This is a genomic window from Paenarthrobacter sp. NPDC089714, assembly GCF_044748905.1.
GTDB lineage: Bacteria > Actinomycetota > Actinomycetes > Actinomycetales > Micrococcaceae > Arthrobacter.
Genome location: NZ_JBIVGX010000013.1, coordinates 25,310 through 46,735 on the forward strand (window position 1 = coordinate 25,310; position 21,426 = coordinate 46,735).

Below are 21,426 nucleotides of genomic sequence, written 5' to 3' on the forward strand. Positions count from 1 at the left end.
TTTCTGACGCATGCTCCGCCCGTGCCCCGGCGAGGCGGGGAAACCGCGGCTGTGATTTGCGGCACTAACAGAATGTGACGCCTGAAGAAGCCGATATGACAGACAGTTGACAGGTTGTGCGTAAGACTGTCGTTCCATAACTTGCGAACATCACACTGAAAAGGACGCCACCTTGGGGACTGCGTACAACCATCCGTCCGACCTGCGGGACATCGCCAGATACACCGCGCAGATGAGGGACTGCTCGATGCAGCGCGCCTTGCTCGCAGAGAAGCGCCGGCTTGCGATGGTCCAACACTTCGATGACGGGGTAACCATCGCTGCGATGGCCAGGGCGATGGGAATCACGGAAGCGGCGGTAGCCAAGGTCATCAAGAACGGTCCAACCGGAGTCGTCCGGGCACGGCAGAGCGCCGTTCAGGGCATCTGAAGGGTCAGCTGACAGATGCCGCGGCCCCCGCGAGGGCACACCAAGGTACCGCTGGATGCCAGAAGGATGATCTTGTGGCAGTTCGTCGTGGCCCGGCTCCCGGACAGCCGGCTCGCTCACGATCTCCGTACCCGTCCACTGACGGCACAACAGAAAAGTGGACGTGCCCTTTCCGGGAACTGCAGATGATCCGGCGGACGATCTACTTTGCTGGCTGGCTGTGCGCGACGCGGTTTCTGCCGAGTGCCTTGGCCTGATACATGGCTCGATCCGCGGCCTCGATGAGGTCCGCCAACTGGGACGTTCCTACGTGGTACTGGGCGATCCCGTAACTGACGGTCGGCATCAGGACGCCGTCCGGTGCGGGGACGGATGCCAGATGTTTGCTGATCTCGCGCGCGATCGCTTCGGCACGTTCCGGACCAGCGCCGGGAAGCAGGAGGACAAATTCTTCCCCGCCGTAGCGCGCCACCAGGTCGGTCGGGCGAACTGAAGCGGTGCAGGCATCGGCGAAGGACCGCAGGGCACTGTCGCCGGCGGCATGGCCATGGGTGTCATTGATGGCTTTGAAATGGTCCAAATCCGCCAGGATGAGTGCCCCCGTGTTGGGAGTGACGGTTCGGTCCGCCAGATGCTCCGCCGCGAGGTCCATGAAGGCCTTGCGGTTGAGCAGGTTCGTCAGGTCGTCCCGGGAAGCCACCACGCGCAGGGCACGGGTTTGCTGCTCGCTGCTCAGCGCGGACATGCTGAAGGACACCACAACCAGCAGGACCATGGTCACCATGGTGGTCACGGCTGATCCGAAAACCGTGACGAAGACCAGGCCCGTCTGGCCAACCGCAAGGAACGCGATCCAGCGCAGGCAGTAGAAAACGGCCAGCACTCCGGAAGCCACCGCCATGGGTATCCGGACCCGGGAATACCCTGGTTCAAGACGCCAGAGTTCGTACGATGACAGCCCTAGGCCAAGGCTCATGGACGCCAGGAACACCGGCCCACCGGACCACGCGTTGATCGCCGGGTTATCCAGCAGTGAACTGACCAGAGTCAGGACGGGCAGCGCCGCCGCAGCCCACGCGGAAAGCGTCAACGACCGCAGCGACCTGGCACCTGCCCAGACAGCCACTGCTCCATAGGCCAGCAGCGTGTTGCCCAAGGGATTGGCCCACACCTGGTGTGCGCTGCCATCCAAGAGGAAGCACCCCGCGCCGGTAAGGAAGGACAGCAGCGCAACGCACCACCAGCCGCTGTAAGCGGAGCGGGTGGGTCGGTAGGCGGAAAAGTAGAACAATGCCGCCAGGACCAGCGTGAGAAGGCCGAACGCGATCCGGAGGGTTGTCGTATCCAGGATCATCGCTTGAGTTGTTCCTTCCGGCCGGTGGGATCAGCCTCAGTATCGCACCGCGTCCCTCCAAAAACGGTCGTCGGCAAGGGCAGACTGATTCCGGGCGCGTCTGGCGGTGACCGGTCTACTGCCCTTCAAGCCTTTTCTCGAGGCGCTTCCGTGCGCTGGCCAGCGACAGCTTGGTGAGTCGGGTTGCTGCCTTCGCGTCACGGGACCGGGCAGCTTCGAGAAGGTCGGGTTGCGGGGTCCACAGACTTTGGTCGTTGTGGTCGATTGCTTCGGTTGCACCGATGACTTTGTAGGGGCGGCATTGCAGCCAAAGGTTCTCAATGACGTCCATCAAGACGGGGTTGCCCCCGGCCTTATACAGCGTCCTCAAAAGGTCTTCGTCATCATCCAAGGCATCCCAGACCCGTCGTTCGGCCACGGCCTTTTTCATGCGGGTGCAGGCGGCCGCCATGCGTTCGACGTCGGCATCGGTGACGTTGGCGGCTCCCCGACGGGCGGCTTCCGTTTCCAGCGTTGCGCGGACTTCGTAGATGTGGATGAGTTCCCCAACGGTGAATTCCTTGACCACGGCTCCGCGGTGGGCGGCCACGCGGGTCGCGAGCCCGCTCTCTTCAAGTCGACGGATGGCTTCCCGGACCGGCATGACGCTGGTGCCGACCATGTCGGCGACGTCGCGCACGCGGAGGGGAGACCCGCCGGCCAGTTCGCCGGTGAGGATGGCTGATCGCAAGGCTTCGTAGACCTGGTCCGCTACGAGCGTCGGAGTAACCGAAAGCACGGCAGCGTTGATCCGGGTTACGCCAGGGGCAGAGGGCGCAGCCTCGCCCGATTTCTTGTCAGCCATACTGCTGATCCTATGGCTGCCTGACGCCAGCGGCGACTCCACACGCGGGTCTGGCGAGTTTTGAAATCTGAGATTCAGGCTTTTCTGATGTGTGATCGCTTGAAGATGTACTCCCCTTGTGCTGGCACACCGTCGCGGACGCGGACCAGGGCGTCCGGCTGGACATGCGACGGCGGGACTCACCAAAGGACCAAATGGTGAGTCCCGCCGTCGTACTTCTAGCGGATCATCCCGGCACTGCGGCGAGGCTCAGTTCCGAGGCGGCCGCACAAGTCAAGCTTGTAAAGCGTTCCCGGCTGGGTCCGTCATCCGCGCGCTCCTGCGGCACCATGGTGGTGACCACACCGGCCAAGACCCCCGCGTCGTTGAAGACGGGAGCGCTGACTCCCCAAACACCGGGAGCCAACGCTCCGGAGCTCGTCGCGTACCCATGTTTCCTGATGCTGGCGAGGTCGGCCTCGAGGGCCTCGTGCTCGTCCCGGCTCAGGAAGCGCCCGGCAAGGGCCTCGGCGGCCTCATCTTCAGGCAGGAAAGCAAGAATGGTTCGTGCGCTCGCACCGTTCAACAGTGGCCTGGAACGTCCCGCGGCGTAGCTGCAGCTGAGTATGTGTTCGCTTTCCACCGACTCCACACACAGGGCTTCGTCACCGCTTTGGACCAGAAAGGCGGCCAGCTCGCCAGTGTCCCTTGAGAGTTGCTCCAGCCTGTTGCGGATGGTGCCTTGTGCCAGTGACTCCTGGCGGTAGTTGTCCGCCAGCCGGACAACTTCAGGCCCGGCTGAGTAGCGGCCGACGGCCATGGTCTCCACGACGAAACCCGCCTGAAGAAGGGTTTGCAGATGCCTGTAGACGGTGGATGTCGGTATCCGGAGGAGGCTGCCAATTTGCGCGCCACTCAGGCTGCGGTGCCGGGCGAAGAGCAGCAGTATGGACATGGCAGTGCCGCGTTCGTCGCGTTTCCTGGACTGCGCGGACTCACCGGGTGCCATTGGCTTATAGTTGAGGATTCGCTTCTTCATGGGAGTACTTCCGTAACGGTATGGAAGGCCAAAGAGAGGGCAACAGCCGCCGCCCGGAAGTACCGGGCGACGGCTGCGGTTACCGTGCGGGTCGTTGCGAGGGAGTCCGACGGCGGTTGGTTGGCTGGGTGGGCAGGTGCGCACCCAGCCGGCCGGTGGGTCCTGCTTACTGGGCCATGTACGGCTGGCGCCACTCGGAGGACGGGGAGAAGTTCTCGTGGATGAAGCGTCCGCTGAGCCAACGCTGCAGTGCCAGGCGGGATCCCGTCTTGTCGTTGGTGCCCGATGCACGGCCGCCACCGAACGAGACCTGGCCCATGAGGGCGCCTGTGGGCTTGTCGTTGATGTACGTCATGCCCGACGAGTTGCGGAGCCTGTCCAGGGCGTGCGAGACGGCGCGGCGGTCGTTGGCGAAGATGGACTGGGTGAGGGCGTAGTTGCTGGTCTGGTCCACCAGGTCAAGCACGGACTCCCATTCGCTGTCCTCGTAGACGTAGACAGTGAGGATCGGGCCGAAGAACTCCTCGCTCATGGTGAAGGCGTGGGGGTCGGTGGTCTCGAAGATGGTGGGTTCAACGAACCAGCCTTCTTCGCCGTGAACGTTGCCGCCGGCCAGCAGCGTGTGGCTCGGGAGGGCCTTCGCTTTGTCGATGGCCTCTCCGAGCTTTCGGAAGGAGACTTCATCGATGACGGCGCCGGTGAAGGTCTCGTGCTCGGCGGGGTCGCCAAGGCGCAGGGATTTGGTGGTTTCAACCAGTTCGTCCTTGATCTGTGCCCAGATGCTGTTCGGGATGTAGGCCCGCGAGGATGCGGAGCACTTCTGTCCGGAGTATTCGAAGGAGCTGCGGATCAGGGCTGCCCGGAGGGCGCCGGGGTCGGCTGAGGGGTGGGCAACTACTGCGTTCTTGCCGCCGGTCTCGCCTACGAGGCGGGGGAACGAGCGGTACTTTTCGATGTTGTCGCCGGCCTTCTTCCAAAGGCTGCGGAATACATCGGTTGACCCGGTGAAGTTCAGGCCGGCGAAGTCGGGGTGGGCCATGGCGTAGTCGGAGATAAGCCGTCCGGAGCCGTGGACCAGGTTGATGACACCAGGGGGAAGGCCGGCTTCTTCGAACATGCGCATCAGGACATCGTTGCTCAGTGCCGACTTCTCGGACGGCTTCCACACCACGGTGTTGCCCATGAGGGCAGGGGTGGTGGGCAGGTTGCTGCCGATCGCGGTGAAGTTGAACGGGGTAATGGCGAGGACGAAGCCTTCAAGACCCCGCTGGTCGAGCGTGTTGCCTTCACCCTGCAGCGATGCCGGCTGATCGGCGAAGATCTGCTGGGCGAGGTGGGCGTTGTAGCGGAAGAAGTCGGCCACTTCGCTCGCGGCGTCGATTTCAGCCTGGTGGAAGGTCTTGGACTGGCCGAGAATGGTGGTCGCTACCAGTTCATCCCGGTACTTTCCCGCGGCAAGCTCGCCGGCGCGGAGGAAGATGGCTGCGCGCTCCCACCACGGAGTGCGGGACCAGCCCTGCTGGGCTGCAAGGGCGGAATCGATGGCTGCCTGGATGACGGTTTCATCGGCGGTGGGGATGCGGCCCAGTACCTGTGAGTGGCGGTGGGGTGCGGTGATGTCGCGAAGTTCGCCGGTCATGGACCGTTCGCCGTTGATCACGTGGGGGATATCGCGGACGTTGGAGGTTACGTCCGCAATGACCTTTTTGACCGAGGCGGCTTCCGGTGATCCCGGACGGAATTCACGGGAGGGTTCGTTGTAGGGCGTGGGAACCTTGAAGTTGCCAGAAACGGCGATGGATTGAGATGACATTTTCTGGGTGTCTCCTTTTGAGTGTTTCCCGGACCGTGCAGTCGCGGGTTGGTTAGTGGGTTTCCAGCCGCAGCTCCAGCCTGCGCAGGGCGCTGGCGAGGGAGTCTGCGGTGATGGTGGTTGCTGCGGCGGTGTCTCCGTCGAGCAACGCCTGGACCAGCGCCGGTTGCGGTGTCCAGAGGGTGTTGTCGTTTTTAGCTACGGCCTCGGTTGCGCCAATCACCTTGTAGGGCCGGCACTGAAGCCACAATTGTTCGATCGTGCTGACCAGGACAGGATTTCCAGAGGCCTGGTAGAGGGTCCTGAGGACTTCTTCATCGAAATCCAGTGCATCCACGATGCGCCCTTCGGCAACCGCCTGCAGCATGTGACTGCAGGCCACTTCCATGGCCCGCACATCCCGCTCGGTGACATTGGGCGCACCCTGCGTAGCCGCTTGGACCTCAAGGATGGTGCGGACATCGTAGATGTGGATCAGTTCCGTGGCTGTAAAGGTCTTGACGACGGCTCCTTTGTGAGGGGTGCGCGTTGCAAGGCCCGCTTCTTCGAGGCGGCGGATCGCTTCGCGGACTGGCATGACGCTGGTGCCGACCATGCCCGCCAGGTCACGAACCCTCAGGGGAGACCCCGCTTCGAGCGAGCCGGTCAGGATGGCGTTTTCCAGAACCTCGTAAACCTGGTCCGCCACCAGGGTGGGGGTGACGGGACTGGTTGTTTGGACGCTCATGGTAACTCCTCTGACTGCCGCATCAAGATCGATGGTGATATTTGATCACATACCAGCTTACGCGAAAATGCTGTTTACCCTCCGATGAGGGAGCGGAGGAACAGGAGCAGGTTCGCGGGCTTCTCGGCCATGCGACGCATGAGGTAGGGGTACCATTGCGTGCCGTAGGGGAGGTAGACCCGGACCCTGTACCCCTCGCGGACCAGTTCGTCCTGGAGCTTGCGGCGAACGCCGTACAGCATCTGGAATTCGAAGTCCTGCTTTCCCAGGCCGAGTTCGGCCGCCCGTTCCTTAATGACGTCGATGCATTTGTCGTCGTGGGTTCCGAACGCCGGGTCCGGCAGGTGTTCCAGCGCCCACCGCGCCAGGTACTTGTACTGCTCGGTGACTTCTTCCGCGTTGTTCAGTGCTGCGGCCGACGTTTCATCGAAAGCACCCTTGACCAGTCGGATCCGTGGCTTGATGTCCGTGAAGGACAGCAGGTCTTCGGGAGTCTGTCGCATATTTGCCTGGATCGCTACCCGGGTGGTGGGGTGGTCCGGGAGGATGCTTTTGAAGATCGCGAGGGTGTCGCGGCCCACCGAACTGTGCTCCATGTCGACTTCGACCGTTGCTTCGTTGGTGGCTGCTGCATTCAGAAGTGCCTTCAGGTTATTGGCACACTCCTGGGGGTCGATCATGATCCCCAGTTGGGACAGTTTGACCGAGACGGTGGATCCAGGGGCCTGGTTCCGGATGTTCTCGATGGCGCCCTGGTATTCCTTGGTGGCCTGCTTGGACTGTTCCAGGTCATGGACCGATTCGCCCAAGAGGTCGAGGCTGACGTCAATGCCAGCCTTGTTGAGCGCCTTGGTGGCAGTCCAGGCCTCCTCAACGCCGCGTCCTGCGACGTAGCGGTCAACAATGGGGCGGGTGAAGCGGTTGCGCGTGGCAATGGCTTCGAGTTTCTTGTTTTCTGCGACCTGCAGAAGAAGTTTGTTCGGCATGAATCACTTCCTGGTTCGCCGCGGAGCCGCGGATGGGGACCGACCGTTCCTGGTTGCGGCGGCGTGTATTCGTTTCTACTGGCCCAACCTCTTTCGAGTGTTGTGCAAACCACATTAGCTTGTGATCACAAATCACACAAGAGTCTGATTTTCGAATGTCCGCTCCAGCAGCCACTGGCTTGAGGCTCGGATGGATTCATGCCGTGCTTTCTTTCGTCACATGCCTCGAGGGACAGGCTGCCTTTGACTGCTTCACTGCAGCGGGCCGCAGGCGGACTAATTCACACCCGCGGCATGGCGCAGGCGAACGCTGATGGCCCGGTCATGCTGTCCGCTGATTCCCTTTGTCGCGCTCCGAACCGTGACGATCGCCAGAAGGCAATTGCGCGCAAAGAGTTCCTCGGCGCCAGTATCCAGAATCAGCGTCGCCAGGGGATCGAGTCTGCGCCGGCTGCTCAGTGAGGCGGTGCCATCCAGTACTGTGACGGCTACGACTCCTGATCGGGGGTCGAGCAGGACCGGGCCGTCAAGTCTCTTGGTGGAGACGGAGCCCATGGCAGCGTTGCGATTCGTCATGAGGTTCAAACCCAGTTGGGGGCTTTGGTCCGCCATGCGGAGGTGGACGTCGGCTTCTCCTGGGAATTCTGCGGTCTTTCCAAGACCAAGTCGGTGCGCCTGTCCGTTGATGCTGAGCTCGACGTTTCCTGTGCTGGCAAGCGTAAAGATCCGGTCAATCCCAGGCAGGCAGGAAAAGGCTGAGTCCTCGTTGAGGTCGGCCAGGCTCAGGCGCCACATGAACCCATCGCCCAGTGCCGGGTTGCGTCTACTTCCGATTTGGCGCGTGTATCCGGCCCCGTTGATCCACGGAATGCGCGGGACGTTGTCGGGGCGGACGATCCGGGCTTTCGAAGACGAGCTTTGAGTCATGCGTTCCCTCATTTCCGACCCGATGATTGGGCCTTGGTCAAACCCAATTCAATGAAGCATTGACTGAGATGTGATCACAGATTACATTCTGAGTATGACACCAGCCACATGGTCTCAGACCGCGGACGGCCAGATGGCGCACCGCGGCAAGACAGGTGCTGACCCGGCGGCCTCAGGTCGACGGCTACCTGACATTGACGTCCCCGACGGGCACATGTGGCACAAACCCTGAAAGGACCCATCCTTGAACACCACTATTCCAAGCGAGGAACTCGCTGCCCTTTGCGAGCGGGCACTCCTGGCTCAGGGCGCAGGGGACCGGGCGGCCCGCGTCCTGGCCCGAGCCACGGTCGAGGCTGAACAAGTAGGCAACCGGGCGGTCGGTGTGGGTCACCTTTTCGACTACATCGACGGATATGGAACCGGTCGGATCGCTGCAACAGACGAGCCCGACATCCGACGGCTGGCCTCAGCCGTCATCGATGCGGATGCCCGCGGCGGACTGGCGCAGGTCGCCTTCGAGGAAGCGGTGCCGGCGTTTGACGTCGCCGCCCGGGAAGCGGGCCTCGCGGCAATGTGGATTCGCGGGTCCTACACCTGTGGTGAACTGGGCTACTACGCAAGGCACCTGGCGCAGCGGGGCTTCATCGCCGTTGCCACCGCCAACAGCCCTTCACTCATGTCGCTCGGCGGAGCCCCTAAGCCCATCCTGGGCACGAACCCCTTGGCCTACGGAATTCCGCGCGCCGGGAAGTTGCCTATAGTCATCGACCAGGCCTCATCGTCCACTGCCTTTGTCAATATTCGACGTGCCGCCGAGGCAGGCGACCCCATTCCTACGGGCTGGGCGCTGGACTCCCAGGGGCAACCCACGACCGTCGCCGATGAAGCCCTGCGCGGAACCCTCCTTCCCTTTGGCGGACATCGCGGCGGCAACATCGCCCTGCTGGTTGAGGTACTGGCCACGCTCTCCGGAGCCAAGTTCTCCATGGACGCCGCCCCCTTCGACCACGGCGATACATCCCCTGGTATTGGTGTCTTCCTGCTGGCCATCGACCCGGCGAGCTTCGTGGGATCGGTGGAGCGGCTCAACAAGCAACTGGAGCACCTGCAGAACGAGCACCAGGTCCGGCTTCCGGCTCTTGAAAACACGGAGCTTCCCGAGCAGGTCGGCATCGACCCTGCACTCCTCGACAGGCTCCGCAAAGCTGCCGAGCCGGCGGCCGAACAAGCGTCGTAGCCCGGTTCCACTGCCGGCTAACCTCCCCACACACCCCAACGAACAAGGCGAAACTGACATGTCTTTCAAACGAATGATCCACGCCGTGGAGACCCACTCCGGCGAACCCATGCGCGTAATCACCGGCGGCGTGCCGCACATTCCCGGCAACACGGTGTACGAGCAAATGAAGTGGCTCGAAGCGAACGATGACCAGATCCGTAAACTCATGCTCAGGGAGCCGCGCGGATACCCGCCGCTGTGCTGCAACCTCGTCGTGCCTCCCAAGCACCCTGATGCGGTGGCAGGTTTCATCATCATGGAGCAGGTTGAGTACCCGGTCATGAGCGGCGGCAACACCATTGCCGTCGCGACCGTCCTTCTGGAAACCGGCATGATTCCCATGGAGGAGCCCGTCACGAAATTCAATTTGGAGGCGCCTGCCGGCCTCATCGCCATCGAAGCCGAGTGCAGCAATGGCAAGGTCAAGCAGGTGAAGTTCAAGAACGTGCCCGCTTATGCGGTGTACCTCGACGCCGTCATTGACGTCCCCGAGCTGGGGAAGGTAACCGTTGACGTGGCATGGGGAGGCATGTTCTATGTCATCGCCGACGTCCGCCAGTTCGAGGGCCTGGACCTGGTCCCGGAACGCGGACGGGACATTACCCGTATCTCTTCCCTGATCCTCCGGGCGGCGCAGGACCAGCTGCCCGTGGCCCACCCGGACTATCCGGGCATCGGCATCACCATCTCGCAGCTGTCAGGTCTCACGGACAATCCCAATGCGGACCGTAAGAACGCCGTGACGGTTGCCAGCGGACCCGTCGAGTTCGACAATCCGGCAACCTGGACCGGTGGAGTGGATCGTTGCCCGTGTGGTACCGGAACGTGCGCAAAGATGGCCGCGCTCCACGCAAAGGGCGAGCTGGCATTGAACGAGCCATTCCGCCACGAGGGAATCCTGGGCAACGTGTACACGGGGGAGTTGGTTGAAGAAGTCACCATCAACGACCGTCAGGGCGTAGTACCCACCATCAGTGGGCAGGCGTGGATTACGGGTTTCAGCACCTGGGTTCTGGACCACGATGATCCCTTCCCCTATGGGTTCACTGTTGGGGATATCTGGGCACCCCAGGAGCAGGAGGAAAACACCAGTATGCGGCCGAGTGACGCAAAGGGTATTGCTGAGCTTCACGCGGCCAAGGCGGCCGCTCTGTCCTAGGGCCCATAACGGTGGTCCTGCGCTGAACTGTTGTCCTGCGCAACGGGGGAACATAACTGAACAAGTCGAGTCGACCCGAGGAGAAAGTTCTCCTCGGGTCCACTCGCTTTTTGGCGGAATGGTGACCTCGAATTTACCTGAGTGTTACACCCAACCATTGACGCGATATGTGATCACAGATTACATTAGTGTGTGATGATAGCCACACGCCCAGGCGCAGCCGGGCGGCTCCCACTGTGGCCGGGGCGCGGCAGCCCCTTACTGAGCACAATCCCTCAACGACGAAGGAGAAACAATGTCTTCCACTCTCAGCGCTAGGAGCGATGTGTGTCTGTAATCAACAAAACGGTCCTGCCTGACAGTCCGTCGACGGCCGCCTATAAGAAGCGTTTCCTCACCCGGCTCACGGCAGTCCTCGTGGGAGGCATGTTCCTCGATGGATACATCCTGGGAATCATCGGAACGGTGATCGGTTCCATTACCACTGAGCTGCACTTCACGCCTCTGTGGGAAGGCCTGATCGTCGCCTCCTCCCTCGTGGGGATTCTGGTGGGCTCGCCCATCGGCGGCTGGCTCGGGGACAAATTCGGCCGCAAGCCGTTGTTCATGATCGACATGGGCATCTTTGTGGTCGGCTCAGCGCTTCAATTCGTTGTCCACGAACCCTGGCAGTTGTTCCTGGTCCGGCTCTTGATGGGCGTTGCCGTGGGCGTTGAGTACTCTGTGGGCTGGCCCCTCATGTCCGAATTTGCCCCTGCACGGCTCCGTGGCCGGCTCATGGGACTGACGCTGGTGGCGTTCTATGTCGGCTTTATGGTCGCGTTCATTGTGGGGTACGCACTGACCACCACCACCTCCGTCGACTGGCGCATCATCCTCGGATCAAGCACGATCCCCGCGGTGATCCTCCTCCTTGCCCGGATTGGCCTCCCGGAATCTCCCCGATGGCTATGGAACAAAGGCCGAAGGGATGAGGCCCGTGCCGTTGCGCAGAAGTACATGGAGACAGGCGGCGGCGCAGACGACTTCGAACACGAGCAGGCGCGCCCTCAAGGCAGCTTCAAGATGCTCTTCTCCCGCCGCTATTGGCGTGCCACGCTGTTCTGCTCGATGTTCTGGCTATGCGCCGTCACGCCCTACTTCGCCATTGCCACCTTCGCTGAAGGCGTCCTGAAGGGTTACGGGCTGAGCCAGGGGCTGGCCGGAGGAGTCGGTCTGTCGGCGGTCGCTACGGCAGGGGTGATCCTGACGGTCATCCTGATCGACCGTGCCGGACGCCGGTTCCTCACGGTCCCGCCACAGTGGCTTTGCTTCGCGCTGCTCTTGGTCATTGGACTGTGGGCAGGTGCGCCGGCATGGGTGGTCCTGGTGTGCTTCCTGCTCTTTTCGTTCTTCAACGCCGGTTACAACACACTAACGGGCATCTACCCCGGTGAAGTCTTTCCGACGGAGATCCGTGGGATCGGCACCGGCTTTGCAACCGCGGTCAGCCGCATCGGTGCGGGAGCCGGCACCTTCCTGCTCCCGTGGTCTGTGGCGAACTACGGTCCTCAGGTCACCATGCTGGTGGCCGCGGGACTCACACTGCTCGGCGCCATCCTCTCGCAGTGGCTGGCACCTGAAACCAAGGGCAAGAACCTGAGCGAAACCGCGGCTGGCTTCTCCCACTAACGAGGCCCACAAGACCGAAGAAACGAACAGGGCGGCTGGATCCAAGAGGATTCAGCCGCCCTGTTCGTTTCCCTAGACCTGGCCTGTTGTGGCTTCCGGCAGTATCCGCAAGACGCGGTACCCGTGGTGTTTGTCGTAGCCGTGGATTTCTTTGGTGTCCAGGGCTGCCATGAAGTCGAGCACGTTGGTGTCGAGGAGCTGGCCCGGGACCAGGACGGGGAAACCCGGTGGGTAAGGAGTCACGAAAGCGGCGGAAATGACTTCCTCGCCCGCCGCCAGCCGCTTGCGGACCCCCGAATCGGTGAGGTACTCGCACGAGTCGGGCTTGTAGGTTTCAAAGTACGCCGTGCGGATGCAACCATCCGGCAGCGCTTTATCGGTGCGGAATCTGGAGGCGAAGCTGCTGAAGTCCGGCAGCGGCGGGGCACCTTTGGTAAGCCTGGTGACCATGCGGCTGTGGGCGGCACGGGACCTCGGGCTTCGCGAGGCAGCCTCTGATTCGAATGACTCGGCCAGTTTGACCAGGACTTCTATCAGGTACGCCACCGAGCTGCGGGACGTGCCGATGTTGGTCATGAACAACACACTGTTGCGTGAGGTCTTATTGACTTGGATGCCATGGCCGTCCATGAGGTACTCATGCCTGAAGGTGTCTCCATCGACCCCTGTGGCGCCGATATACATGGTGAGCCGGCTCGGGTCCACCACGAACTCATCGTCCTTCCAGGCCTGGGCCATCCTGGCGAGGCCGTCCACCAGGGGCATGGGCGATGTGCTGGTGCGGAACTCCTCGGGAATGAGATCCAACGTGCTGAGGATGCGGAAGTACTTTCTGAGCAGCGGGTGCTGTTCGATCGCGGTCGCCACGCTGGCAGCGAGGTCGGCCTGCTTCTGTACCAGTTCGCAACCTTCAAGTTCTGCCTGCCGGCGCCCGATATCCAGGGAGGCCAGGATCTGGTAGTTGGGTGAGGTGGACGTGTGGGTCATGTAGGCCTCCCGGAAGGCCTCCTCCGTCAGGTGCGCGAAGTCCTGGTCATGGACATGGATCATCGATCCCTGGCGCAGGGACGTGAGGGTTTTGTGCGTCGACTGGGTTGCGTAGACCCGGATCCGGGCTCTGTCCGGGTCCGGGACAAGGCGGGTGTTCAACCAGAGATCGTCGTTGTGGGGTTCCCCGGTCACGGGATCGAACAACTCGGCGGCCTGGGCGGCATACTTTTCGCGGGCCGCCGGAGCCTGGAAGCGTTGCTCGAGGGCTTGGCTGGCCGCCATGGCCGTGCGGCGGCGGTAGATGGGATGGAACCCGGCGAACGCGAACCAGGCTTCGTCCCAGAGGAAGACGAGGTCTGGTTTGATGGCCAGGCACTCCTCCATGACGCGCTCTACGTCATACACGATCCCATCGAAGGTGCAGTTGGTGAGGGCGACCATTTTCACTTCGTCCAGCCGGCCCGAGGCTCGGTAGTCCAGAAGCATCTTCTTGATGGAGGACGTGGGGACGCCCCCATACAGCGAGAACTCATCCATCGGGTATGCCTCAAGGTAGGCAACCTTGGCACCGGCCAGGACCATGGCGTAGTGGTGGGATTTGTGGCAATTCCGGTCAACGAGGACCACGTCACCCGGGGCCAGGATGGCTTGATGGACAATCTTGTTCGCCGTCGAAGTGCCGTTCGTGACGAAGAACGTTTGCCGGGCGCCAAAAGCGCGGGCGGCCAGGCGTTGCGCGTCCCTGATGGATCCGTGAGGGTCCAGCAACGAATCAAGGCCACCAGAGGTGGCCGATGTTTCGGCGAGCAGGAGGTTCAAGCCGTAGAACTCTTCCATGTCCTTGATCCATTTGGAGTTGGAGACTGAACCGCCCCTGGAGACGGGCAGTGCATGGAACACTCCACCGGGTCGGCGGCTGTGGTTCTGGATGGCTGTGAAGAAGGGGGTTTCGTAGCGTTCGCCCACTCCTTTAAGGATGGAGAGGTGGAGTTCGAGGCTGTCTGCGCGCAGGAAGATCCTGCTGAAACGGCTGGTGAGGGAACCACCGAGTTTTTCGATGGAAACCCCGGCCACCAGGTAAAGGTCCAGGCTAGGCCGGAGTTCTGCAGCCTTCTCGGCCAAGGCCAGGATCCTCTGGATGGGGCGGGCCGGGTCCAGATCGTTTGGACCGTTGGCAGCCACGAAGTCCTTGATGTCCTGCTCCAGCGGCCTTCGGGAACGTGTCTTGAAGCCAGGCCGGATAATGCACGCTTGGATGTCAGTGTTCAGCAGCAAAGCTGCAACGGCATCTTCGTAGCTTGGAACAATGTTGATCTCGTAGACAAACGGGTCCTGGGGCCGGCGTTGCGCGAGCATCTGGTGAACGAACCCGGCGCCGTCCTCGGGCGTGCAGTCATCCACGAGCAGCACTTCGAAACGGGGACGCCCGTCAGATACATCCTCACGGGCTGACGGGGATACGCGGGAGGACTCCGCACGTGCCTGCCGCCGTCGCCGGCCCTTGAGTCTCTCGATCGCTTCGCCCAAGGCGACGGGGTCGCCGTCGTTGATCAACAACCGCAGTTCCTCAATGGCGGCCAGCCCCGGCGTTGCCCAGTGGCCTTCCACCAGTTCCAACCTGTCCAGCACCTGAAGGATGTCCTCGCTGAGCCGGCGCCTCGTTTCGGCAGAATGCCCACCTCCCATCTTCTCCGCCGTGTAGGTCAGGTATTCCCAGAGATCCTCCCGGATCCGCCACACATTGTGTGTAGCGGTCTCACTGGTGCCATCAACGGTGTACAGGTCTGGTGCGACCGGATTCACGTGTTTCCTTCTCTCGAATGGAGCCTTGTCCTCTTTGACAAAGCAGTGTCCGGGCGGGGCCCGGAAAATCTTGGGTTCCTCTGGGGCCAGAGGAAAACACCCGCGCCGATTGGGTCGGCGCGGGTGCTGGTATTCAGTTAGTCAAGGAGGCTGGCGAGTGCGTCTGCCAGCGCCTGGGCTCCAATTTCGGCGTCTTCGTCCACCACGTGTTCTTCGGGGGAGTGGGAGATGCCGCTGGGGTTCCGGACGAACACCATGGCCGTTTGGACGTAGGGGGAGAGGACGCCTGCGTCGTGTCCGGCCCCCGTGTCCAGGATGGGCGCTTCCGGGAGGGCCAATTGGAGTTGCTTCTGCAGCCCGGGGTCGAAGTGGACGGTGGGGGATAGGGATTCTTCGCTGAGCGTGACAGTACAGCCTTCTTCGGCGGCAATCAGTTGTGCCTGGGCGTGGATGGCTTCAACCACTGCTGCGGTGATGGCGTCGTCGGGGTGGCGGACGTCGAGCCAGAAGTCCACGCGGGACGCGATCACGTTGGTGCCACCGGGGACGGGTTGAAGCCGGCCGACGGTCGCCCGGGCCTGTGGCTGCTTGCGAGCGGTATCGCGGATTGCGACAACGGTGCGGGAGGCGGCGACCATGGGGTCGTGCCGGTCGGCCATGAGGGTGGTGCCGGCGTGGTTGCCTTGGCCATTGATGCTCAGTTTCCAGCGGCCGTGGCCCAGGATGGATGAAGCGATCGCGATGGGCTGGTTGAGATCGATCAGTCCACGGCCTTGTTCGACGTGCAGCTCCACGAACGCGCCGATGTTGCCCAGCAGTTCCTCGTCGCGGCCCACATAACGCGGGTCCAGGCCGTTGGCCTTGGCGATATCGGCGAAGGTGTTGCCGTCGGGGTCGCGGAGGTTCCGCGCTTTGTCCGGGTCGATCGCACCGGTCATGAGCCGGGAGCCGAGGCACGCGACGCCGAAGCGGGAGCCTTCTTCTTCGGGGAAGACCACGACGGCGAGTGGCCGGGTTGGGTTGGTGCCGCGGGCTTTGAGGATGTCCACGGCGACCAGTGCGGAGGCGACGCCGAGGGGCCCGTCGAAGGGTCCGCCGCCGGGGACGGAGTCGAGGTGACTGCCGGTCACGAGGGCGTTGGCCCGGTCCTTCCCGGGGGTGTCCCACCAGGCCCAGATGGCGCCGTTGCGGTCGGTTTCGACGGCCAGGCCTCTCTGGGTGGCCTGGTCGATGAACCAGCTTCGCAAATCGAGTTCTGCGGTGGAGTAGACGGGGCGGGTGTAGCCGCCCCGGATCGGGTCGGTGCCCAGGTGGGCAATGTCGGACATGAGTCCGGTGACCGTTGCCGCCGTCGTGCCTGTCCGGTGAGTGGGGCTTGTATGGTTGGTGAGGCTGCCGGTGGGGTTGGTCATGCGTGTGCTCCTGCTGCTGTGGCCTGGACGGCGAGGCTGAACTGTTCGGGGACGGTGCCGGTGCCCGTGGCGAGGTCCGCGCCCAGTTGGCCGATCAGGGGTGCGAATTTGGCGCCGTGGCCCGAGCAGGGGGAGAGAATGGTGACGCCCTCGGCGCGGTCGATGATGAAGTCCTCGGTGGGGGTGTTGGTGAACAGGCAGGTGGTCTCGGCGTACGGTTCCGGGACGACGCCGGGCAGGTACTTTTCGACGTAGTCGATGACCCGGCTGCGGTTCTCGGCGCTGATCTGTCCGTCCTGGTCCGCGGCCGAGGGCAGGATCTTGCCGCCGTTGTATTCGGCGACTTTCTGGCCGTGGAAGCCGGCGTCGCGGCCGCCGGGAAGGCCGTAGGCCTGCCAGCCTTCGCGTTTGTGGATGAAGGTGGGCCAGGTAGCCGGGTCGGTCCCGTCGATGTAGGGGAAGTGGTAGGCCTGTTCCTGGCGGACCTCGAACGTAGGCATGGTCGCGAGGAACCCTGCGGGCAGGGAGAGGGACCCGAGGAGTTGGGGGAGCCAGCCGCCGGCGGCGACGATCACGTTCGCTGCCTTGACGCTGCGGGCGTCCTCGGAAGTCAGGGTGTAGTCGCCGGCGGTTCCGGTGATGGAGGCGAGGGCCCAGTTGGTGTGCAGGGCAGCGCCGTGGGCCACTGCCTGGTCCACCATGGCGGTGACGGACTCGTGGGCGTCGATCACACCGGCGCCGGGGTGCCAGAGGACGTCGGTGTCGAAGGCGATCTGCCCCCATCGGTCCTGGGCTTGCTTCGCGGTCAGGAGCTCGTGCTCGATGCCGCGTGCTTCAAGGACAGTCGCGAGGCGTTCCGGTTGGCGGATGGACCCGTAGTCCACGGCGCCGTGTGGGGTGATGAGCTGTTTGCCGGAGAGGCGGGCCAGTTCGTCCCAGCCCGTCTTGGCTTCCTGCACCAGGCCCGTGTAGAAAGCGTCCGGGTAGGCGTAGCGGAAAATCCGGGCAGAGCCGTGGGAGCTACCGGCGTCATTGGCCGGGGTGGACCGTTCGAGCAGGGCGACATCGTGGCCGCGGGAGGCAAGTTGCCAGGCCGTCGCCGCGCCGGAAAGGCCGGCTCCGACAACGACGTATTCGAACGATTCCATGGGGTTGCTCCTTCGGGTTTGCGTGGTGCGGTTTCTCGCTTCATCCAGTTACTCACCACCGGCGTCCTTGCGTCCAATATCTTTTTAGTTGCCATTGTTGCTGCAAGTCGAAAGAATCGACGTCATGGAACTTCGACAGCTTCGGTACTTCCTGGTCGTCGCCGATGAATTGCACTTCGGCCGCGCCGCCGAGCGCCTGCACATCACCCAACCGCCACTCACCGTAGCCATCAAACGGCTTGAACACGATCTTGGCGTCCAACTGTTCGACAGGACCACCCGCCGCGTCACCCTCACCACTGCAGGGGAGGCCTTCAGGGACAAAACGGCTTCTGCCCTCGCCGAGCTCGACGAAGCTGCCGGGGACGTTGCGGACGTAGCTGCCGGCAGAAGCGGAAAGTTGCGGTTGGGATTCGTCAGCTCGGCCAGTTACACCACCGTCCCGGAAGCCATCCGGGCGTTCCGGGCGTTCCGCCCGCGCGTCGAGCTTGTGTTGGCACCCTTGACCAGCGGCGAACAGGTCGAACAGTTACTCGACGGCGAGCTGGATCTCGGATTACTTCGGGATCCTGGACAGATCCCTGGGCTCACGCTCGAGTTGCTCAGTACCGAGGACCTGGTGGTCGTGCTCCCGGAAACCCACCCCTTGACCGCTTGCCCCGAAATTGCGGCGGAGCAACTCGAGGGGGAGCCGATGGTCCTGTTTCCCTATCGGCTGATGCCCGGTTTCGTCTCGCGGGTGCTCCGTCTCATCGAACACCTGCCCACACCGCCACTGGTCGCACAACAAGCCATCCACCAGGAAACAGTCCTCGGCCTCGTAGCCGCAGGGCTGGGAATCTCTGTCCTTCCCCAATCCATCCAGCGGTTCCACATGCCCGGGATCACCACACGCCCGATCGCCGGTCAGCCCCAAACCGAGCTCTACGTCGCGCGCGGCCCGCGGAGTTCACCCTCCGCTGAAGACTTCATCGCCTGCCTTCGGGACGGCCTCCCCGGGGCATAGGTCCTTGCATGGAGCGGGCGGGAAAAATTGATTCCGTAAAGTGTCGCTTGTGATCACATATCTCACATATACTGTGATTCAACCGACATGCGCTGATTTGCCATCCCGCGTTCGGCTACCAAATCTTGGAACCGCCTCGCTCCCGTCAGGGAGCCTGACGTGGCGGGACCCAACCAGTGACTCTTTCACTTGAGACGTGGACGTCTCTTATCGCAAGGGAGATACCGTGGCGAACGCCCGAATTGACACAGATACCCGGATCCTCATCATCGGGGCTGGTGTTGTTGGTGCCGCATTGGCCGATGACCTGACCCGTCAAGGGATGAAGGCGGTCACCGTCGTCGATCAGGGTCCGTTGTACCGGACAGGTGGATCGTCTTCGCACGCCCCAGGCTTCGCATTCCAAACCACCGGCTCGGCGGTCATGACCGAACTCGCGCGCAGGACGTTGGACAAGCTGGACGGCGCCACCCTGGATGGCCAGTGGATCCTCAAGCGTGTCGGTGGACTCGAACTCGCTTGCGACGAAGAGCGCATGCAGTACTTGCACCGTCGTCACAACCTGGCCGAATCCTGGAAGGTGCCAGCCAGCATCGTTTCTCCCGAAGAGTGCGCGGAATTGTTCCCTGCTTTGGATACGTCAAGTGTCCTCGGCGGCCTGCACACGCCGACCGATGGCGTGGTCAAGGCTGTCCGCGCCGTGGAATGGCAAGCACGCCGCGCCATTGAAAACGGTGCGCGATTCTTTGGCCACACCCAGGTCACAGGTTTCAGGATCGACGACGGCCGGGTCTCGGGTGTCAATGTCCGTACGACACCCGAGGTGCCCGGCAACCCCTGCAAGGGCGAACGGCTTCCCGAAGGCACGACGCATCTGGACGCCGACGTCGTCGTCGTGTGCGCCGGGTTGTGGGGGCCAGGTTTGGGCAAACTGCTCGGCCTGGAACTGCCGATGGTACCCATGGAGCACTGCTCTTCGTCCACCAGCGTCCTGCCCACCCTTGCCGGCATGAGCGATGAGCAGGAACTTGATCTCCCCATGATCCGGCACCAGGGCACGGGGTCGTACTTCCGGCAGTACGGAGAACGTTTGTTGTGGGGTAGCTACGAGCACCGCGTCATACCTGTTGAACAGGAAGACATTGCTGGTCCGGAAGAATTTTCCCGGACCCGCGTTGAGCCGGCAATCCACCCCTTGACGTGGGAAGACCTCAAGGGCGGCTGGGCTGAACTCCAACGGCTCTTCCCGGAGGCCGCGAACTGTGAGCCGGTTGACGGCTACAACGGCATCTTTTCCTTCACTCCTGACGGCAACCCGCTGTTGGGAGAGGTCCCGGGCGTGCGCGGGCTCTGGCTCGGTGAATCCGTGTGGCTGACACAGTCCGCTGGGGTTGCCGGCGTACTCGCCGACTGGATCGTCACAGGAGACCCCGGGATCGACACGACGACTCTCGACTTCCGCCGCTTCGACCAAACGCACCTCACACGTTCAGCCAGCATCGCCCGAGCCAGCGAAAACTATGACGAGGTCTACGACGTAGCCCACCCGCGCTGGCAGACCAAACAGTTGCGAAAGTTCGCAACGACTCCCTTCTACCTGCGGCAGGAGGCGCTTGGAGCCAAGTTCGGCAGTACCCCCGGCGGCTGGGAACGCCCCCTGTGGTACGAGAGCACGAACCCCGCCGGTTCGCTGGTGGACAGGGATTCCTGGTCTTCGTACGGATGGTCGCCCCGGATCTCCGTCGAAGCGCGCAACGCACGAACCGGTGTGGGCCTCGGTGACGCCGGTACAGTGTCCGCTTTCGAAGTTCGGGGTCCTGGTGCGAGGCGGCATCTGGAGGAACTCTTGTCCGGGGAGCCGTCCCTGGACGTCAACACCTCCACTACAGCCTTCATCATCAACTCCAACGGCGGCATCGTGGCGGACCTGACGATTATCCGTACTTCCAGCGAGTGCTATGTGGTCATCGGCAGCGTTCCCGAAGACATCTGGCACCTCCAGCACGAAACGGCCTTCCTGCAGGAGACCAGCATCCTGGACGTCTCTTCCGGAACCACCGCCTTGGTACTCGTGGGTCCCGACGCCGCATCAGTTCTCGAAGCAGTGACCCGAGGGGCACTGCCCGCAAATGCGTCATCGGAAGCGCCCGTCCTGGACGTGGGCGGTATTCCGGTCCGGGCTGTAGCCGAAACAACCACCGGGCTAGGCGGTTGGACACTGTATACAGCCACGGAACACGGCCTGTTCCTGTGGGATCTGCTACTGGAAGCCGGAGCAGACTGGCGGATCTCGGCCATGGGGACCGATGCCCTTGCGGCGCTGCGGATCGCGAACGGGACACCAGCCTTCGGCATCGAATACGGGCCCCAGGATAACCTTCATGAAACCGGTCTTGCGCGCCCGTCCAAGCGTGGAGCGCTCCGCCAGGGCCACCGCGTGCTTGTACGGTTGGCACTGGAAGACAAGCGCCACGCGGCCATCCCGGGGGCACCAGTCACGGACGGCCAGGCTGTGGTTGGATACGTCACCAGCGTCGCGGAAGACCCGGAAACGCTTCACTATCTGGCTTTCGCCTGGGTGGATGCGCACGCAGCGGAAACTGGCACGAACCTCGCAGTCTCCCACCTCAGCGAACGCTACCCAGCCGTCGTCGATCGATCTGCACTTCCCGAACGTGATGACCGCACAGAACATGTCGAGGTCTCTCCAGTTGCAGGTGCCCATACCGCAGGTTCAGTGGAACTAGCCAGCGCTCTGTGACCATCCAGCATTGACACAAGCCTGACCGCTTGCCGCTATACCGATTTCGAGTCGGATAGCGGCAGGCGGTCAGGCGTTTAAATCGCAGCATGGGC

Annotated in this window: 16 protein-coding genes; 6 read left to right on the forward strand and 10 right to left on the reverse strand. The window is 62.8% G+C overall.

What is annotated here, in order from left to right:
- The first annotated feature begins 172 nt into the window (after positions 1-172).
- A complete protein-coding gene (locus ACIPY3_RS18625) occupies positions 173-430 on the forward strand; it encodes a helix-turn-helix domain-containing protein (RefSeq protein ID WP_400336521.1) in 258 nt (85 codons plus the stop codon).
- Between the two features lie 202 nt (positions 431-632).
- Here the strand turns inward: ACIPY3_RS18625 and ACIPY3_RS18630 are convergent, their stop codons facing one another.
- From ACIPY3_RS18630 to ACIPY3_RS18660, 7 genes are all read right to left on the reverse strand, one after another.
- A complete protein-coding gene (locus ACIPY3_RS18630; protein ID WP_400336522.1) occupies positions 633-1,784 on the reverse strand; it encodes a diguanylate cyclase in 1,152 nt (383 codons plus the stop codon).
- A gap of 115 nt (positions 1,785-1,899) precedes the next feature.
- Entirely contained in the window at positions 1,900-2,628 is a 729-nt protein-coding gene (locus ACIPY3_RS18635; protein ID WP_400336523.1) for a GntR family transcriptional regulator, read from the reverse strand.
- 226 nt (positions 2,629-2,854) lie between these two features.
- Entirely contained in the window at positions 2,855-3,646 is a 792-nt protein-coding gene (locus ACIPY3_RS18640) for an IclR family transcriptional regulator (RefSeq protein WP_400336524.1), read from the reverse strand.
- A 166-nt stretch (positions 3,647-3,812) separates the two neighbouring features.
- Positions 3,813-5,459, reverse strand: coding sequence for an L-glutamate gamma-semialdehyde dehydrogenase (gene pruA, locus ACIPY3_RS18645; RefSeq protein ID WP_400336525.1), 1,647 nt, complete (start codon positions 5,457-5,459; stop codon positions 3,813-3,815).
- 52 nt (positions 5,460-5,511) lie between these two features.
- A complete protein-coding gene (locus ACIPY3_RS18650) occupies positions 5,512-6,186 on the reverse strand; it encodes a GntR family transcriptional regulator (protein WP_400336526.1) in 675 nt (224 codons plus the stop codon).
- A gap of 74 nt (positions 6,187-6,260) precedes the next feature.
- On the reverse strand, positions 6,261-7,172 hold the full coding sequence (locus tag ACIPY3_RS18655) for a proline dehydrogenase family protein (RefSeq protein WP_400336527.1): 912 nt from the start codon (positions 7,170-7,172) through the stop codon (positions 6,261-6,263).
- 276 nt (positions 7,173-7,448) lie between these two features.
- Entirely contained in the window at positions 7,449-8,099 is a 651-nt protein-coding gene (locus ACIPY3_RS18660) for a HutD family protein (protein WP_400336528.1), read from the reverse strand.
- A 244-nt stretch (positions 8,100-8,343) separates the two neighbouring features.
- Here ACIPY3_RS18660 and ACIPY3_RS18665 point away from each other — a divergent pair, with 244 nt between their 5' ends.
- The 3 genes from ACIPY3_RS18665 to ACIPY3_RS18675 all read left to right on the forward strand — a co-directional run bounded on the left by ACIPY3_RS18665 (position 8,344) and on the right by ACIPY3_RS18675 (position 12,211).
- The gene (locus ACIPY3_RS18665) at positions 8,344-9,339 is read left to right on the forward strand and encodes an Ldh family oxidoreductase (protein ID WP_400336529.1); all 996 of its coding nucleotides are present in this window, start codon (positions 8,344-8,346) and stop codon (positions 9,337-9,339) included.
- Between the two features lie 58 nt (positions 9,340-9,397).
- On the forward strand, positions 9,398-10,540 hold the full coding sequence (locus ACIPY3_RS18670) for a proline racemase family protein (RefSeq protein WP_400336530.1): 1,143 nt from the start codon (positions 9,398-9,400) through the stop codon (positions 10,538-10,540).
- A gap of 327 nt (positions 10,541-10,867) precedes the next feature.
- Positions 10,868-12,211, forward strand: coding sequence for an MFS transporter (locus tag ACIPY3_RS18675; RefSeq protein ID WP_400336531.1), 1,344 nt, complete (start codon positions 10,868-10,870; stop codon positions 12,209-12,211).
- A 72-nt stretch (positions 12,212-12,283) separates the two neighbouring features.
- On the opposite strand, the gene ACIPY3_RS18680 is transcribed toward ACIPY3_RS18675, so the two are convergent.
- The 3 genes from ACIPY3_RS18680 to ACIPY3_RS18690 form a co-directional block, all read right to left on the reverse strand.
- Entirely contained in the window at positions 12,284-15,004 is a 2,721-nt protein-coding gene (locus ACIPY3_RS18680; RefSeq protein WP_400336532.1) for an aminotransferase class I/II-fold pyridoxal phosphate-dependent enzyme, read from the reverse strand.
- 137 nt (positions 15,005-15,141) lie between these two features.
- Entirely contained in the window at positions 15,142-16,416 is a 1,275-nt protein-coding gene (locus ACIPY3_RS18685) for an allantoate amidohydrolase (protein ID WP_400336533.1), read from the reverse strand.
- Entirely contained in the window at positions 16,413-17,564 is a 1,152-nt protein-coding gene (locus ACIPY3_RS18690; protein ID WP_400336534.1) for an FAD-dependent oxidoreductase, read from the reverse strand. The genes ACIPY3_RS18685 and ACIPY3_RS18690 overlap by 4 nt, the downstream gene beginning before the upstream one ends.
- Before the next feature lie 124 nt (positions 17,565-17,688).
- Between ACIPY3_RS18690 and ACIPY3_RS18695 the strand changes: the two genes are divergently transcribed.
- Together ACIPY3_RS18695 and ACIPY3_RS18700 are read left to right on the forward strand one after the other, a co-directional pair.
- Positions 17,689-18,570, forward strand: a complete 882-nt coding sequence (locus tag ACIPY3_RS18695; RefSeq protein WP_400336535.1) for a LysR substrate-binding domain-containing protein — start codon at positions 17,689-17,691, stop codon at positions 18,568-18,570.
- Positions 18,571-18,796: 226 nt separating this feature from the next.
- On the forward strand, positions 18,797-21,331 hold the full coding sequence (locus ACIPY3_RS18700) for an FAD-dependent oxidoreductase (protein WP_400336536.1): 2,535 nt from the start codon (positions 18,797-18,799) through the stop codon (positions 21,329-21,331).
- Positions 21,332-21,426: the final 95 nt, after the last annotated feature.

What these genes read in the sequence shown, in the direction of transcription:
- ACIPY3_RS18630 (WP_400336522.1), bottom strand. Translation starts at nt 1,784, where the DNA reads ATGATCCTGGATACGACAACCCTCCGGATCGCGTTCGGCCTTCTCACG.
- ACIPY3_RS18635 (WP_400336523.1), bottom strand. Translation starts at nt 2,628, where the DNA reads ATGGCTGACAAGAAATCGGGCGAGGCTGCGCCCTCTGCCCCTGGCGTA.
- ACIPY3_RS18640 (WP_400336524.1), bottom strand. Translation starts at nt 3,646, where the DNA reads ATGAAGAAGCGAATCCTCAACTATAAGCCAATGGCACCCGGTGAGTCC.
- pruA (WP_400336525.1), bottom strand. Translation starts at nt 5,459, where the DNA reads ATGTCATCTCAATCCATCGCCGTTTCTGGCAACTTCAAGGTTCCCACG.
- ACIPY3_RS18650 (WP_400336526.1), bottom strand. Translation starts at nt 6,186, where the DNA reads ATGAGCGTCCAAACAACCAGTCCCGTCACCCCCACCCTGGTGGCGGAC.
- ACIPY3_RS18655 (WP_400336527.1), bottom strand. Translation starts at nt 7,172, where the DNA reads ATGCCGAACAAACTTCTTCTGCAGGTCGCAGAAAACAAGAAACTCGAA.
- ACIPY3_RS18660 (WP_400336528.1), bottom strand. Translation starts at nt 8,099, where the DNA reads ATGACTCAAAGCTCGTCTTCGAAAGCCCGGATCGTCCGCCCCGACAAC.
- ACIPY3_RS18670 (WP_400336530.1), top strand. Translation starts at nt 9,398, where the DNA reads ATGTCTTTCAAACGAATGATCCACGCCGTGGAGACCCACTCCGGCGAA.
- ACIPY3_RS18685 (WP_400336533.1), bottom strand. Translation starts at nt 16,416, where the DNA reads ATGACCAACCCCACCGGCAGCCTCACCAACCATACAAGCCCCACTCAC.
- ACIPY3_RS18690 (WP_400336534.1), bottom strand. Translation starts at nt 17,564, where the DNA reads ATGGAATCGTTCGAATACGTCGTTGTCGGAGCCGGCCTTTCCGGCGCG.
- ACIPY3_RS18695 (WP_400336535.1), top strand. Translation starts at nt 17,689, where the DNA reads ATGGAACTTCGACAGCTTCGGTACTTCCTGGTCGTCGCCGATGAATTG.